At 34.5% G+C, this 15,951-nt stretch carries 13 protein-coding genes; 2 read left to right on the forward strand and 11 right to left on the reverse strand.

Going from position 1 to position 15,951, the window contains the following annotated elements:
• Window positions 1-214: 214 nt before the first annotated feature.
• The 3 genes from TY19_RS03500 to TY19_RS03510 are packed head-to-tail and all read right to left on the reverse strand — an operon-like array spanning window position 215 to window position 3,849.
• Window positions 215-2,050 carry an Hsp70 family protein gene (locus tag TY19_RS03500; RefSeq protein ID WP_042280180.1) on the reverse strand — a complete coding sequence of 612 codons (1,836 nt, stop codon included), beginning with the start codon at window positions 2,048-2,050 and terminating at the stop codon, window positions 215-217.
• A gap of 19 nt (window positions 2,051-2,069) precedes the next feature.
• Window positions 2,070-2,549 carry a DUF2760 domain-containing protein gene (locus tag TY19_RS03505; protein ID WP_042280181.1) on the reverse strand — a complete coding sequence of 160 codons (480 nt, stop codon included), beginning with the start codon at window positions 2,547-2,549 and terminating at the stop codon, window positions 2,070-2,072.
• Between the two features lie 16 nt (window positions 2,550-2,565).
• Window positions 2,566-3,849, reverse strand: a complete 1,284-nt coding sequence (locus TY19_RS03510) for an amino acid permease (RefSeq protein WP_042280183.1) — start codon at window positions 3,847-3,849, stop codon at window positions 2,566-2,568.
• A gap of 407 nt (window positions 3,850-4,256) precedes the next feature.
• On the opposite strand from TY19_RS03510, the gene TY19_RS03515 reads away from it, so the two are divergent.
• A complete protein-coding gene (locus tag TY19_RS03515) occupies window positions 4,257-4,997 on the forward strand; it encodes an ABC transporter ATP-binding protein (protein WP_042280185.1) in 741 nt (246 codons plus the stop codon).
• Window positions 4,998-5,017: 20 nt separating this feature from the next.
• Here TY19_RS03515 and TY19_RS16135 read toward each other — a convergent pair whose 3' ends face one another.
• The 7 genes from TY19_RS16135 to TY19_RS03545 all read right to left on the reverse strand — a co-directional run bounded on the left by TY19_RS16135 (window position 5,018) and on the right by TY19_RS03545 (window position 11,959).
• The gene (locus tag TY19_RS16135; protein WP_158383122.1) at window positions 5,018-5,191 is read right to left on the reverse strand and encodes a hypothetical protein; all 174 of its coding nucleotides are present in this window, start codon (window positions 5,189-5,191) and stop codon (window positions 5,018-5,020) included.
• A gap of 47 nt (window positions 5,192-5,238) precedes the next feature.
• Complete coding sequence (locus tag TY19_RS03520) at window positions 5,239-6,432, reverse strand: M24 family metallopeptidase (protein ID WP_042280187.1); 1,194 nt, start codon at window positions 6,430-6,432, stop codon at window positions 5,239-5,241.
• 20 nt (window positions 6,433-6,452) lie between these two features.
• A complete protein-coding gene (locus tag TY19_RS03525) occupies window positions 6,453-8,138 on the reverse strand; it encodes an ABC transporter substrate-binding protein (RefSeq protein ID WP_042280190.1) in 1,686 nt (561 codons plus the stop codon).
• Between the two features lie 212 nt (window positions 8,139-8,350).
• Window positions 8,351-10,072, reverse strand: coding sequence for a HEAT repeat domain-containing protein (locus TY19_RS03530; protein WP_148300626.1), 1,722 nt, complete (start codon window positions 10,070-10,072; stop codon window positions 8,351-8,353).
• Between the two features lie 14 nt (window positions 10,073-10,086).
• Window positions 10,087-10,656: an isochorismatase family protein gene (locus TY19_RS03535; protein WP_042280194.1), complete on the reverse strand. Its 570-nt coding sequence runs from the start codon at window positions 10,654-10,656 to the stop codon at window positions 10,087-10,089.
• Between the two features lie 81 nt (window positions 10,657-10,737).
• The gene (locus TY19_RS03540) at window positions 10,738-11,073 is read right to left on the reverse strand and encodes an HIT domain-containing protein (RefSeq protein ID WP_042280197.1); all 336 of its coding nucleotides are present in this window, start codon (window positions 11,071-11,073) and stop codon (window positions 10,738-10,740) included.
• Window positions 11,074-11,086: 13 nt separating this feature from the next.
• A complete protein-coding gene (locus tag TY19_RS03545; protein ID WP_042280199.1) occupies window positions 11,087-11,959 on the reverse strand; it encodes an MYG1 family protein in 873 nt (290 codons plus the stop codon).
• 577 nt (window positions 11,960-12,536) lie between these two features.
• On the opposite strand from TY19_RS03545, the gene TY19_RS03550 reads away from it, so the two are divergent.
• Window positions 12,537-14,657, forward strand: coding sequence for an LOG family protein (locus TY19_RS03550; RefSeq protein ID WP_226988477.1), 2,121 nt, complete (start codon window positions 12,537-12,539; stop codon window positions 14,655-14,657).
• Between the two features lie 33 nt (window positions 14,658-14,690).
• On the opposite strand, the gene TY19_RS03555 is transcribed toward TY19_RS03550, so the two are convergent.
• The gene (locus TY19_RS03555; RefSeq protein WP_042280203.1) at window positions 14,691-15,725 is read right to left on the reverse strand and encodes a hypothetical protein; all 1,035 of its coding nucleotides are present in this window, start codon (window positions 15,723-15,725) and stop codon (window positions 14,691-14,693) included.
• Window positions 15,726-15,951 lie beyond the last annotated feature (226 nt).

Here is a 15,951-nt window from a genome sequence, read left to right on the forward strand (position 1 = left end):
TAGTCAAATGGGTAAAATCGATTTCTAAAATTTTATTAGGCTAAGAATTAAATGAAAAAGAGCCTGAAAATGAACGAAGTCAGTAAAATAAACGTAGATTATCAAATCGTCAGTATACTTCTATCTACTTTACTCATTTGAGAAATTAATTAGGGACATCAAGTGAAACAACCCGTTTGTTTCACTTATATTTTTGCATTTCTTAGTTGCCAATTTAAGCTGAGTTTTGATTTTTATGGTCTCGAATATCAAATTCAAGTTTCCATTTTCTCTCATCTGAAGCAACACACCAAAGCTCAAGAACACCAAGTTCAGTGATTTTAGATTTCAATCTCACACGAATCATTTTTCCATCTTCTTCTGTTTTATTTAATACTGTTTCAATGGGATGAAGCTCAGTAAGTTCTTGTTTCCAATTTCGAACAATAGTTCCAGCTACTGGTTCAGTCCCGTTGGATAGTTGGGGTGTTACATGACTAAAAAATCGAAATGTTGCCATTTCTCCTAAAACCAGAGAAAATTCTTGTTGATCTAACTCTCGTTCCTCACCTTCTTCCATTCCAAACGGAACGATACAGATAGCTCTTAAAGGAGGGCTAATTCCTGGGACAGCCGGAACTGCTTCCTCAACTCCAATGAAATAACTACGACTTGTTCCACCACGAATACGAATCGTATGCCCAAGCCGAGCTAAACCATAATAAACTGCCCCTTTGCTAACTGCATAATCATAGTCTGCACCGAGAATTTCAGTAAGTGGGGGTTTATTAAGTTTTTTAGCCCATTGATTAAGCAATTTTAAAAGCTGATCTCGCAACTTTTTTGCCTTCAAAGTTCCACCATTAAACAATACTTTTGAGGGAAGAATAAATTGATCCATGTTGGCCGACTCTGACTCCCCTGTCATCGATAAAAATTTTGCCAATTGGCAAGATATCCGTGGATCTTGAACATAAGGTAGACCAATCTGCTGAATTCCTAAATGACGCTCTTGTTGAGATTTTTCATCCGGATTAACGAGAGGAATAAATCCTTCCAAAATGAATTTTTCAACTTCTTGCTGAGATAATTGTGTTGTAAGAGTATTCCCTATTAACTTACTTCCTCTCCCAAGGATTGTCATTTCGACTTTTTCAGGAGGATTTTCATTCATTAATAATTCTTTAGCAGCTCTAGCTTGGTAAATAAGACTTTGGAGCTGCCAATGATCAATAGTATAGCCTTCTTCTTCTAGCTTTTGTTTGGCAAGATAAGCCAAACTAAGATCGATATTATCTCCCCCCAAAAGTAAATGAGATCCTACAGCCAATCTTCTTAAAGTTAAATTCCCATTCTCTTCTTCTACTTTAATTAAGCTAAAGTCTGTTGTCCCTCCTCCAATATCAATGACTAAAATTGTCTCATTAACTTTAAATAAGTTTCTCCAATCATTAGCATGAGCATATAGCCAGGCATAAAAAGCAGCTTGCGGCTCTTCTAATAAAATGATTTCTGGATAACCCGCTAGCTCAGCTGCCTCTTGAACGAATTGTCTAGCACTCGGATCAAAAGAAGCCGGAACAGTAATAAAAATATTCTGACTGATAAAAGGAGCATTGGGTTGATTGAAATCCCAAGATTGACGAAGATGTTGGAAGATTTTTGCACAAGCATCTAAAGGGCTTATTTTATTTATCAATTCTTCCGATTCAAAAGGTAAAACTGCTTGTCTCCGATCAATTGCATTGTGACATAACCAAGATTTTGCTGATGATACCAATCTAGTAGGTAGTTCTGCTCCCCTTTCTTTAGCAAATATGCCAATTGTAAAGGAAGAAGCTAAATCCCAATTTATAGCTGCCACGTTTTGTGAAAGTTCTTCGGCTAATGGGTAGTAAATGAAAGAAGGAAGTGAGAAAGAATTTCCGATTGTCTGTTCAGAAACAATTTGTGTTAACTCACTTTGTTGAATGACAGGCAACGTATTATTATTTTTTAGGGGTGTGTAAGCTAATGTACAATTCGTTGTTCCGAAATCAATTCCAATAATATATGTTGCTTCTTCTTTCATGCTTATTCCTTAAAACAAATCATTTTACTTCTATTTCTGCTGGGCAGATGATATCTGTTATCGTTTCACCAGTTTTTTTTGGTAAAGAACGTTTAAGCGCTTTCCACCCCCGATGAACGACAACACCTGTATAAGGAGCTTCTCCTCTAACTTTACCAACCAATTTGATTTCAGAAGAATCATATCCTTTTGGAATTTGTACCGTTGTTCCTTCTGTTTCATCTCTTAGTGGACGAATGGTCATCAATTCTTCAAGCGCTTGAGAACAGTCTTGATGAATTTTACGAATAGCAGCCCCTACTTGTGCATCAGTAAAGGGAGTGATGTCTTCTTTTAAAAAATCGATTAGCCTTGCTTGTTGAAGATAATTTAACAATCGAATGTGAGATTGATCCAACATTTCAATTGATGTAAAAGAGTTGTCTTTTAAAAATTCCTCTGTTTTTTGAGGATCTTTAAACGCTTTTATAAATGCTTTGAAAGCAAGACCAAGTCCCATAAATAACCATCCTTTATTAAAAGCTAATACCGTATTGTTGTTGATTTAACATGATTTGACAAGCTTCAAAAATGGAACAAATAAATCCTGTATGAATTAAAATTTCAATAATCAGTGAAGTCAAAAAGAAAGCGAAGACAAATAAAAGTAACGGTTTTCCACCAGGAACGCGATTTTCATTGGGAAAATGAAGATAATAGCGGCCAATCCAAACCATTAATACAGGCATAATTCCATTTAAAATAGAATCACCAAACCCTCCGGAAGTATCTAAAGCAAGCAAGAAAATCCGTTCAAAATAGGCAGAAAAAATAAATGCGGGAATTACGATCAATAAACCCAAAACAACCTTTCCTACCCCTTGCTTTTTTATTTTTAAACCATCAGACAAAAAATCGAACAAACCTAAAGCTATTCCTAAAAAAGAAGTAACAAGAGCAAAAAATCCAAAATATTCAGCCAAACTAGAAACCCATGAGCTTTGCACATGTTGTCGAACGAATTGAGTTACAGGTTCACCTACTTCTAAAGCTTTTAAAAGGCTATTTGGTCCAAAAAGAGGAATGACTCCAAGAACTAAAAACTGCCAAATCAAATAAACAAAAAAAGTTAAAGTTGTTCCTCCAATAATAGCCCAACGTAATGCTATCGCATTCCTTTTTAGATAAGGAGTCAAACTAGGTAACATTGTTTGGAAACTAAATGTCGTTAATAAAATAGGAATCGCTAAAAATGATGTCGACCAACGACGATGTCCAAGCATTTCTAATTTCACTTCAGACAATCCAGTACTGATTAAAGCTAAATAAGCCACAATCATCGCAACAAAAAAAATCGCATTTACTTTTCCCACAATACGACTTCCGAAGTAAATAATTCCTCCAAAGCAAACGATAAAAATTAAGCATCCCCATTCTTTCGAAATAGACATTCCCAATAAAGAAGGGGCTACATCTCTAACCAACGATCCTCCAGCAGATGTATAAGCCACAATAGAAGCATAAGAGATAAATAAAAAGAGAATCCAACTAATCACACGGCCTACCGGACCTAAAATGGTGGAAGACATAGTAATCACATGCGCGCCTTCCTTCATCCATAAATTCACTTCTAATAACAATAATGCTGACAAAGTCATTGCAATCCAACAGCATCCCATCACGATTGTTGAAGGAATAAATCCGCTTATTCCTGTTGATACAGGAAGTGCTAACATTCCTCCACCAATGCATGTTCCTGCTACTAAGAATATTGCAGAAATTAAACTTCCTTTTTCAGGATTCGTTTCCTTGTCTTCCACTTGCGCTCCTATTATTTTCAAAGTGATTGGTGATGGATTTTACTTTAATCTGAACTTTTAATTCTTCTTTTAACATTCAATTTTTGCTAAACTTTTGCTTGGATTGATATACCTTGCTTTAACGTAATTCTTCCAATTAGCTGGGTTCAAATAGAAAAATCTAAAATAGTTTATTAATTGAATGGCATGACACAATGAAATTTGTGTATAATATCCGAATGATTATAGAATTTTATCTCTTATGCCGGCAACTCTTAAAACGTGCATTTTGAATCAATCGCTTAACAAACCCTTATATTTTTCAAAAAACAAGCTCTCTCACAGGCATAAAAGTAGGATTGATTTCAAATAAAAAGGAACAAAAAGCTGTGATAACCTGAAAATTTCATCCTCCCACTTTACCTATTATGTGTTTGATTATTAAAAATATATCTTTCTCTTATCCTAATCATTCTCTTTTAAAAAATGTTGCACTAACTTTAAAACAAGGAGAAATTGGAACACTTATTGGTGCTTCAGGTTCTGGAAAGTCAACTTTATTTAAACTTTTGGTCGGATTGCTACCTCTTCAAGAAGGAGCATTTTATGCCATGGGCCATTCTCAAGCTTACGAATATTTTGCTTATATGACACAACAAGATTTGCTTCTTCCCTGGCGAACAGTCTTAGAAAATGTTATATTAATTTCTGAGCTTGGACCTAAATCTACCAATCTGCAAGAAGTCAAAGAAGATGCTTTAAAGTTATTGACAGAGATGGGCTTAAAAAATTTTATTCATTATTATCCAGAACAACTCTCCGGCGGAATGAGACAACGCGTCTCTTTAGCACGCGCATTATTGCTAAAAAAACCTATTCTACTCCTAGATGAACCATTTGGAGCTTTAGATACTGGCTTAAGAGAGCATCTTTATAGTTTGTTGCATGAGATTAGAGATAAATATGGAACAACAATTTTACTTGTTACGCATGATTTTAGAGACGCTATTTCTTTATCAGATCGCCTTTTCTTATTAGCTCACCAACACATACAAAAAGATTGGATTCTCTCAACTGATATTAAAAGTGATTTTACTAAAATGAATTATTTACAAAGCGAATTAAGACAGCACCTTAATTATTGTTTAAGCACCAATTTTAATAGCTAGTGCTTACTTGTCGTTACCGATTAAGGGCCACTAGGCAAATTAATGTAAGGAGTATCTTGATAAGTCGCCTGTCTCATCTTATTAAATAAAGAAGAATCAAAAGCATAAATTCCTAAAAATATTAACCCAATGATAAGCCAAAATATAATTAAAGCTAATCGACTCATTTTAAATGAAAAAAGAGGTACTTTCATTTTTTACTCCTATAACTCATAACTCATTCTTTGACTCTTCCTTGTTATCATAAATTTAGGCAAACTAATTCTTCTTGAATTCCGCCAGTGATTTGTATTTTCTTTTCAAAAGAAAGATACACATCGTATTCTAAACGAACGCCAAACTCGTGAGGAAGATAAATGCCAGGTTCAATTGAGAAGCAAGTTCCGGGAATTAGCTGCCGAAAATCTCGAGTTTCAAAATTGTCTAAGTTAGCTCCAGGTCCATGAACATCTTGTCCGATATTGTGCCCAGTTCGATGAATAAAATATTCACCATACCCTTTTTCATTTAGCACATCTCTACACAATTGATCAACTTGCCAACCCTGAATAGAAAGGCCTGCTTCATAATTTTCTTTAATAAAAAGAGTTGCTCGATCTCGAGATTCTTTTACAATATTAAAAATATGTTTTTGTTTTTCTTGTGCATTTTTTGCAGCCACACCAACTCTTGTAATATCTGCATAAACAGAGTTTGATTGATTTTTTTTGCACCAAAGATCTAGTAAGATGAAGTCTCCAGGTCGAATAGACAGTGCCTGACCTTTTTTAGGGCTGTAGTGAGGATCAGCAGAATTAGCATTGATAGCGCATATGGGAGGATCTGCTGTCACACAATTGTGTTCGATCATAAGTTTTAGCATAAATTGCTGAACTTGGTATTCATCAACGGCTTGGCTAGTAATTAATTTTTTCTCAATAAAATTCCAAGTTTGGTCTACAATTAAGCTCAATATTTCAGCTGCCTCTAAATGACTTTGAAGTTGTTGAGGATTCCATACACAGGTATAACGTTGAATAAAATTTGCCGAACTAACAATTTCTACTCCATTTTTTCGCATGAAATCTATTGTGCCTGCATCCACTTTCGAAAGAGTAGGCAAAGCACTAAAAGGAGAATATTCCATAGCAACTTTATGATTTTCTAGTTTCAGAGAAAACAACTGGCTTTCTAGTTCCTGCCAACTTTTGTAAATCCATTTTATTCCCGGTAAATGATCTAGAGTATGGGGTTCAATTTGAGGAACGATTTTGATGGGTTCTCCTGAGCTCGGAATCCAATAGAAAAAACGCCTGGAAAGCATTTTTGAAGTAGGGATCTCTAAAAAAATATAAGCTAGAGAATTACTATGCCTAAAATCATAAAGCAGCCAACCATTGATCTCTTCTTTTTTTAATTGCTGTTGAACTTCAATTAATTTTTTTCCAAATTCCATAAAATTCCAACCAAACAATCTTATAATAATTGATTAATCCTTAACCACTCCTGAAAAGTATTCCATATCATAGGTGAAATCTCTTGCTGCTCAGCTAAAACAGGAATGGTTTTTTTCCAAGCTTCTCTTTCCCACGTAAGTGTCTGTATACTTTTATTCTGCTGATAAAGGGCATAGATTTCAAAAGCTTCGTTTGGATGTAATCTAGAATAGTTAATACTTTTTTGTAATCCTTTTTTAAACAATTGAACAAATTCGTCTTCTGTATAAATTGTTTTAGTTTTAGCTAAAACAATCAATTCATAATAAGTAGGCATCCCAAGTTCCGTTAGCTTAAAATAACGTGTGCGTATACCCAGGCTTTTTAAATGTTCAGTTTCAATATTCCAGTAAGCGCCATAAATAACATCTACATTTTTAGTTCTAAGTGGAGTAATCAAATCACAATTAACATTTAGACACCCTTTTACTGCTATAGAAGCATTTGCTAATAGCTTATTTAAACTTGCAGCTTCTTTACCACCCGTACAAAACCCAAGCATTTTTCCATTCAAATCGGTTAAATCATGAATTTCTCCTCCCTCACGAACAATCAAAGCATTTAAAGGTTCTTGAATAAGAATTCCAATCGGCTCAACCTCACCTTTTTTTTGTTCGACACGGATAGTATGAGGCATATAGGCTAACGCCAATTCACACTGGTCTAATAATAAATAAGATGTAGCATGGCCAGGCTCCTGCATTTTCTTAATCGAAATGTTAATGTGATGTTCTTGAAAAAAACCTTTATGGATACCCACATAAAAAGGAATATGATTAGGATTTGGTAACCAATCTAAAACAAGTCTAACAGGAGGTTTGGAAGAAGCTTGTCGATGGCATCCCATCAAAATTCCACATCCCACAAAAAACACAAACACAATAGAATAAGTTAACCTAGAATAGGTAAAGTGCGCTTTCAAAATTTTAAAAAATCTTTTTTTTAAAATAAAATATTCTATCAAAAGAATGATAGAATAGATCAAATAGCTAAGCAATGTCAGACAAAACAGGGCTGCAAAATTTGTTGCTAAATCCATGTCTCTTCTACTCTCAACCATTAAAACACCTAACCCATTTTGGGCTCCTGCCCATTCACCTGCGATAGCCGCTATTCCTGCAATAGCAGCTGATAGTCGCAACCCACTAAATAGATGAGGAAGAGACCAAGGCAATTTTAATTTGCAAAATATCTGCCAATGAGTTGCATGATTAATCATAAAATAATCAGTTAATTCTTTAGGAACTGAACGTAAACCTTGAAAAAGGGTAATTGTCAGCGGAAAAAAAATCATTAAAGCAGTGGGTATAGCGATAGCAATGTAGCTCCAGCCAAACCACATAATCATGATGGGGGCTAAGGTAAACATAGGAATACATTGTATAATCACAAAAAATGGCTGTAAGAAATTGCGAGCAATCGAAAAATGATCCATGATCCAAGCAAGGGGGAAAGCCACGCTAAATGCAAGGGCAAATCCTCCTAAAATCTCTTTGAGGGTTACACCAGTGTGAAAGAGAAAACAATCCGGTTTTTCTATTAATTGATTAAATATCTGAGAAGGTGGAGGTAATACCCAAATCAAATTCGGATTAAAATAACTAAAAAATTCCCAAACAAACAAAATGAAAAGGAACGTACAAGTGACGATCAAGATATTTTTCATATTTATAATAATCTGAATAGAAAGGCATCTTTTAACTAATTTTTTTTCAACAAAATAGGATAAAGATAAGAGTATCGATAAATGATTTTATAATTTATGTATTTTGCTGAATAGGAAATTCCTCAAGTAAATAATAAGTAAGGGTTTCAAAATGCCATAAACGGATATTCATTTAAAATTCCCCTAGGGATGTTGCATGCACTAGAATTAATTTAGTTATTCAGAGATTGAATTAATGCCATTGCTGCAATTAAGCGTAACGTTTGAGAAGGCTCTTTTAAAGTTTCAGTTAAAAAAGGAATAGATTTCATAGATCCAATCCGTCCAATGCCCTCTAAGATTTTTGCTTTTGTTTCCCGATCACTATTTAAATACTCTTCCTGTAAAACATGAATAGGATCTTCTTCGTGTGACCATATTGATAAAACTAGAGCGGCCTGTATTCGTACTTTGGTGCAGGGGTCTTTAAGAAGTTTCAATACCACTTCAATAGATTCTTCATCACCTTCTGTTAAAAGTAAGGCGGCAGCGGCACCCGTAATGCCCCAGTTTCTTTCTGATAAAAATTCTCGTATCGCATTTTGTGTGTTAGGTTCTTTTAAAATCGATAGGATATTGAATAACTCTAAACGAAGAAGCTGATTATTCATTTCTGGATTTTCTGTTATTTTTTCAGATCGACTATAATGACAACCTGCAATCGATTTAAATATTCCACACTCAATTTCACAAAACTTATCTTTTTGCGAAAGCAAGACTTGCTTGATGACTTGAGCAGCTTGTTTTAAACAACATCTTTGTTTGACTAATCCACAAGCAAGATTGAGACGGATATAGGGATCTTGATGATTTTCAAGAAATTGCGAAGCCAAATCTATACCTGCTCTACCTGCTAAAGCTAAAGCAGCTGAAGCCGTCAAACGGACTTCGGGTTTATCGCTTAACAAGTAACATTGAAAAACTTCTTTAGCTTCGTTTGGATGATAGAGCAATAATAACCAGGCAGCAGACAATGCAACTTTAAAATGATCATCTTTTATTCCCTTTCGAGCAGCTTCTATAACACTATCATTTTGCTCTTTCGACTTAAGCAAGCCCATTGCTTGATAGCTAGCTATTTTCACCTGGGGATGATAATCATTTGTTAAGATTAACAATTGGTCGACATCCCGTTGAGATTGAAAATGAGCAATAGCCTGACAAGCCACTAAACGCAAACCGACTCGATCGCTTTGAATTAAACGAACGACTTCTTCTCTTTTTAAAGAATTCAACAAAGCAACTAGAGACTCAATAGCTAAAGCTTTTTCTTCGGAAAGACTTTGCTCTGAACTAATTAAAAATTCTAACTCTTCTTTTAATTCTAGTATTTTCATTTTCCCAATTGCTTTGATCACCTCATGTTTAACTAACCTAACTTTCTCATTTCGAAAAAGTTCCTTAACTGATTTTATTAATTTGTCATCGTGTAAATGGCTGGACAATTTCACAGCAAAGGCTCTGATCGCATAATTTGAATCTTGCATTCCCTGAAAAAGAATTTCTACTCCTTTAGTATCCTTACAGAAAAAAGCTGCCAATAAAGCGAGGTGCCGAGTAATTAATGAATGAGACTGAGCGGCCTTGCCTAAAACCCCCCAAGCCATTTCTTCTATTAATTCTCGATTTTCCATTTGATTTGGAAATTGCTTAAAATAGTTTTGCCAAGCACAAAGCATTTCTTTTTCGTAACCAGAACGCGCTGTTGCCTTAATATAAACTTCATGAATGCTTTGAGAACTAGAATAAGAAGCTATCGCTTGTTTAGCTTCAAAGTAAGCGGAAGGGGTATCTTGAATATGCAGATGAGCTTCAATACGGCGAACGACCCTCTGAATTTCCTCTTTTTCAGCTCCAAAAATCTGCAAGAAATAAAGAACCAAAAATGTTAACAAAATAGATCTGAGCATTAACATTCACAAGACTTAATCATTTGACTAATTGATTTAAATTCGGGTTGTTTGGAATCTTTTAACAACTCAAAAAGAATTGTTTCGGAACTACTAATTCGAATTCCCAAATCTCTCATTTCGGCAATTGCAATAGAAAAATTATAGATAGAACGAGATGCAATCGCATCATTTAAAACAATGACTTGCTTTCCAGCTTGCAAAAGCCCTTTAGCTGTTTGCAAAATACAAATATGAGCTTCAAGACCGACAATGACCCATTGTTGAATGTAAGATTTTTCGATATATTTTTTTATAATAGGGTCATCCAAACAAGAAAAAGTCGTTTTCACCCATGGAGAATATTGGTCTCTGAGAAGAGATTTCAAATCCATTAAAGTTTCTCCTAACCCTTGAGGATATTGCTCAGAAATAAAAATTGGGATTTGAAGTGCTTGAAAACCTTTGATCGTTTTAAAAATAGCTTTCAATACCTCTGCTCCATGATCAACTGTCGCAAATATCTTATCTTGCATATCAATGATCAACAAAGCTGTTTGAGATCGCTCTAAGTTAATAGGTAAGATCATAATAGTTTCTAAACTTTTTTATATTTAAACCCAAATTAAAATAATTCGGAAATCATCCAAATGGATAGATTTTTGAAAAATTTATCCCAAGCTTCCTAATTGACGTCCTCCAATTAAATGAAAATGCAAATGAAAAATAACCTGCCCAGCCATCGTTCCATTATTTGTGATCAACCGATACCCTTCTTCAATATTAAATTGCTTGGCAAGTTGCTGAGCAATAACTACGATTTCGCTCACGAGTTCAAGATCTTCTTGTTGGATAGACTGTAAATTCGGAATTTCTTTTTTGGGAATAATAAGTAAGTGGACTGGAGCGACTGGATAAAGATCTTTGATGACAATAATGCGTTCATTTTCAAAAATTTTTTCTGCTGAAAGCTCACCTTTAATAATTTTTCCGAATACTGTCGTCATCAATTAAAATCTCCTAAGTATACTTTAAGGTGTAATCTAAAGCTTTCAATGCATCTTCTTTTGTTTCCCAAACCGATATAAAACGCCCTTTATGGCAAAAAACTGCACCTGGAATACCCGAAACTCTTTTTAGGTCTTCCTCTAATAACCCAGCCCATTCTTTGGGTTGTGGTAAACGAACTTTCATTCGATCTTGGTAAGAAGGAGGAATCCCTCTTAACTTCCAATGAGGACCTGAAGGCATAATTACAAATAATGCCGGATGCTCTTCTCCTTTCAATTCAAAGAAAATTTCAAGCCAAGGCAAATTTTGATCAAACATTAAACATTCTTTTGATTTATTCATGCATTCAGCAATAATTTCACGGCAAGATTGAGTATATTTAAATCTTTCCCATAAACGATGTAAATGTTCATAAACAAATTTTAGAGCTTTATGAAAAGCTTGATCCTGCTCTTCATGAGCACAATCGTAATGAATAGGTGTGAAATTAGAAACAATATGAGAAATTGAGCAATATCCAGGAATCAAAGGATCTCTTCCATTATCATGAGCATCTATTCCCATAACTAAAGATGCGTTAAAAAGCTCGTATTCATTGGGTTTCAATCGTTCAAGATGCTTTAAATATTTGAGAATCATTCCCGCACTACTCATAGGCCCTTGATAATCTACTTGATGATGATCAAAAAGTTTTTGAGAAGGATCATAAATACCTCCTACATCACAAATATATTCGCATGTATTTAAAATTTGTAAATCACGTGTGCGAATGATCTTATTTTCATCAATTAAATCAAAAAGCATTAACAAAGCACATGCGGTAACTTCATCTGCATGGAATGTTCCATCATGCGTGCCACAGCTTCTTGGGTTTTTCTGCATATTATCTCACTTAAGCCTATCTAGTCGAAAACTTTTCTAATTAAAATTCGCAGCAGATAAAGACCATAAAAAAACATAAAAAATAATTATGGCAGAATAATATTTTAGAAAAAAGCTCTATCTATCCTTTCCTAAAAACTTGTTCATGTCTCTACATTAAGACTTCTTTTTTATCTTTATGAACAAAACGGCAGCAATAGCAACTTCTTTTCAATCATGAGCTTCCCATTATTATTTTCTATAAATTTAGGAATCAACTTACTTAAAATAAAAGCTTTAAACTCATTTTTATTTACAATAGCTCCTAATTCATTAGCTTTACACTTTACCGCCTACGTAAATTTATTTTTTTATTAAAGATATAAACAACTACTCCACAATTTTAAAAAGCTTAGAAGCAGACTCTAAGCTTTTATAGACATACAAAATAGGAACAAAAATAAAAAATTTAATTGGGTAAGAAAAATAAAAAGAATGTTAAAAAACAATGAATTGACAAAAAGTTGTTTTAATTTAAATGTTATGGACAGCTCAGATAAAACCCCCTCTAATCAAAATGAATTAAAAAAAACACAACATGGCTATGGAAAGTAATATTGACTTCTATCATTACGATTTGGCTACCCCTGATGGCTCGATCACAAACCTTAACCGAATCAATGAAAAAACTGCTGAAGCAACAGTATTTATCCAAAATATCTCTCCGCATTTTGTCGGTTTCCAGATCGACCCTCATTTGATTTTGTTTAATATTAAAAGCACTCTTGCACAATTAGGTTTGGATGGAATTGGATTAAATTTTGAATTAGACAAAAAGAACTTATGTGCTCAAGTCCATACTAAACTCAATGCGATCGGTCCTATTGCAATTGAAATGTTAAAATTATTAGAAATAGGAAGTTCACTCGGAAAATTATTTGCGGCTGATGAAAGACGCCGTGTGAGAGATCCGGATTATTTAAGTCGAATGTTTGGGCGATCTGATAGAAGAGGTAAGCCCCTTTTATCTTTAGGAGGTTTGCATGGAAGCAATGACCTTATTTTGGATAAATTAGATGGACGAACAATAGTTTATTTAACTCTTCAAAATGGACGAGTTACTTACGATCCTTCAATTACAGGATTCCTTCCGACTTTGGCAAAAGCTCTTGTAACAAACACTAAAATGCGCGACATGTTGCGTTTACATCAAGAATGGAATCCAATGATGACTCGCAACGTTTCTGAAGATGAAATTTTGCTTGTCCGCACATTGCCGCTCCATATTCGTACAGTATTTGCTAGAGTTGTCGATAATCTTTTATCACCAGGTTATCATCACACTTCGGCCTCTATTCTTCAACCTGATACATTTGCCTCTGGAGATATTTATGAATTATTTGGAAGTAGTAAAAGAGAAATTACCGATATTCCGTTAGAATTTTATACCTTAGAACCTTACCGTGAGCATGTTTTTTTTTCAGATAGAGATCAACTACAAACGTGTTTGGAAGACAGTAAAACTCTGTTTGAAGCTTTTTCGACTGCTCCCCAACCTGTTGAAAATAGAGCAGCTGTATTTATTGTAAAAGGGCAACAGCTAAAATCTTTAAAAGAATCGGATTGGATTACAAGAGAAACAAGAACCCACGAATTTCCAGGAGCTTTTCATGGAACTCGTCAAGCTTTGATGGTCGAGCGTTATATTGAACAACAGCCCTCTTACCCATTTCTTAAAGCAATTGACAGCGGTTTGATTACGAGCCAGGGAATACTATTAACTCGTTACTTCCCTTCTCCCTTAATGAAAAGGATGTTGCTAAGCGATCAAGTTCAAAGATGTTTAAAAGGAATTTACTTCCAATACCCCTCCTTATCCCATAAAGATTTTTTCTCTGCAGAAGATAGAGCTCTTCTGCATGACCTTGAAAAATTCGCTATTCCCGTTTTTTGGGTGGATGAAGCGACAGGACAAATTTTGCAATACCTTCAAAAACCAGATCGCGATACAGGTTTTTTTGTTCCTTTAGCTCACGTAGATATATTTTTAAAATCCACTGTTTTTGGGATTTATGGCTCAAATTTATTAGCTGGGGACTTTGAACAGGAGCTTCATCACTTGTTAGCTGGAGTCTTAGAAATGCGTACGGAAATGCAACACCCTTTACTCCATAAAAACACCCCTTTAGCATTAGTCACGGGTGGAGGGCCTGGAGCGATGGAAGTTGGCAACAGGGTCGCAAAAGATCTGCGTATTCTATCATGTGCTAATATCGCCGATTTTAGAGCTAAAGATGGATCTGTTGTTAATGAACAGCTTCAAAATCCTTTTGTCGAAGCTAAAATGACTTACCGACTTGATAAACTAGTGGAAAGACAGGCTGATTTTCATCTAGACTTCCCTATTTTTTTAATGGGTGGAATCGGAACTGACTTTGAATTTTCTCTTGAAGAAGTGAGAAGAAAAGTGGGATCGGTCAACTCCACGCCCATTCTTCTTTTTGGAGAACCTGATTATTGGCAACAAAAACTAAGTTCTCGATTTGAGTGCAACCTTCATTCAGGAACAATCCAAGGATCTGAATGGATCAGTAATTGTTACTATTGCATTCAAAAAGCTGAACAAGGCTTAAAAGTTTATCGTGATTTTTTCTTAGGAAAACTTCCCATTGGCAAAGGGGGCCCAATTTATGAACAAGGATTTAAGGTTGTCCTCTAATCCTTCAATTAAATTTGTCGGAAACTTTTAAACTTAATCTTTATAAGTTAATATGGCATATTTCAAATCTGGAGGTAAATGGTCGATCAAGTTAAAGTCGGGACTTACTATATGAAGGTTGCCTGCAATAACAAATAACTTGTTGTTAGGGTACCGATCTAACAGCCGATTAATGGAAGTAATTAGGAATTTATTAACCTTATCCATTGATAGAAATAATTTCTCCAATAAACAGACTTCTTCGTGCATCACCTTTTCTGAAAATGTGACATCCAGTGGCAACCCAGATCTTTTTTTTAACTCTACATTTGTTTTTAAGATAATAGCTTTTCTCTCCAATTCTTTAAGCATATTTAAACTTTCAATCAAATCTAATAAATTTTCCTCAAAACCAAACATGCGTATATTTTTTGAAATTAAATCGTAGCTACGCTTAGAATAGATCCGGCTGAAATTTTGCGCCTCTTCTTGATACTCTATCCCTTCCACAAGTAAGACGTCATTGTCTTTTCCAAATTGATTGATGATTGCAATCTCTAATTGTTGATAAGCTAAAATCTTATGATGTTCTCCCATGAGAATAATATCTGCTTCCTCTAATGAAGAAGCGTTTTTATAAGCGATATTCCAATACCGGGAAAGCAGTGTTGTATCTACTGTAACACCTGTATAGTCGATCTCTCCCTCTATTGTTTGTTCAGCTCTTTCATTTTCCGTCGGAGAAAATGCTGAAACCATTGAGATCATTGAGCTAATTCTTGAGCTCATTGAGTTAATTCTATGGATTAACGCTGGATTCACTATCGAAAGATTTGTTTTGTGCTCTTCGACTGATAGGCTTAAGGGGTTTCCAAAATTTGGTTCTCTATTTAAAGAAGCAGCATTGCTTGACAAAGGCCTTATTTTTCTTTTATTGATCACTTGATACAGTAAATAGCCCGCTGCGAAACAACTAAAGACGCTTATGGCAATTGCTATGATCGTTTTCTGACGTTTAGTTAAAAATAAAAAATGTCCTTCAAAAAAAGAAGAATAATAGCAAGAAAAGTGGTTCAATAAAATTCTCATTTTTTTATTCCTTTCTATTCTTAAAAATATATCTATCGATATACTACATCTTATCTTTTTTTGATTTATTTTCTATTCAAATTATTGCGTGGTTTTTCAAAAAAATCATTAAAGAATTATTATTGTTGACAACAGCAATTTTATTTATTAGTGTTCTTAATTGAATATGTTTACAGATTACTATTTAAATAGTATGCATATTTGATGATCAACAATAAAAGTCATT

The organism is Candidatus Protochlamydia sp. R18, assembly GCF_000648255.1.
GTDB lineage: Bacteria > Chlamydiota > Chlamydiia > Chlamydiales > Parachlamydiaceae > Protochlamydia > Protochlamydia amoebophila.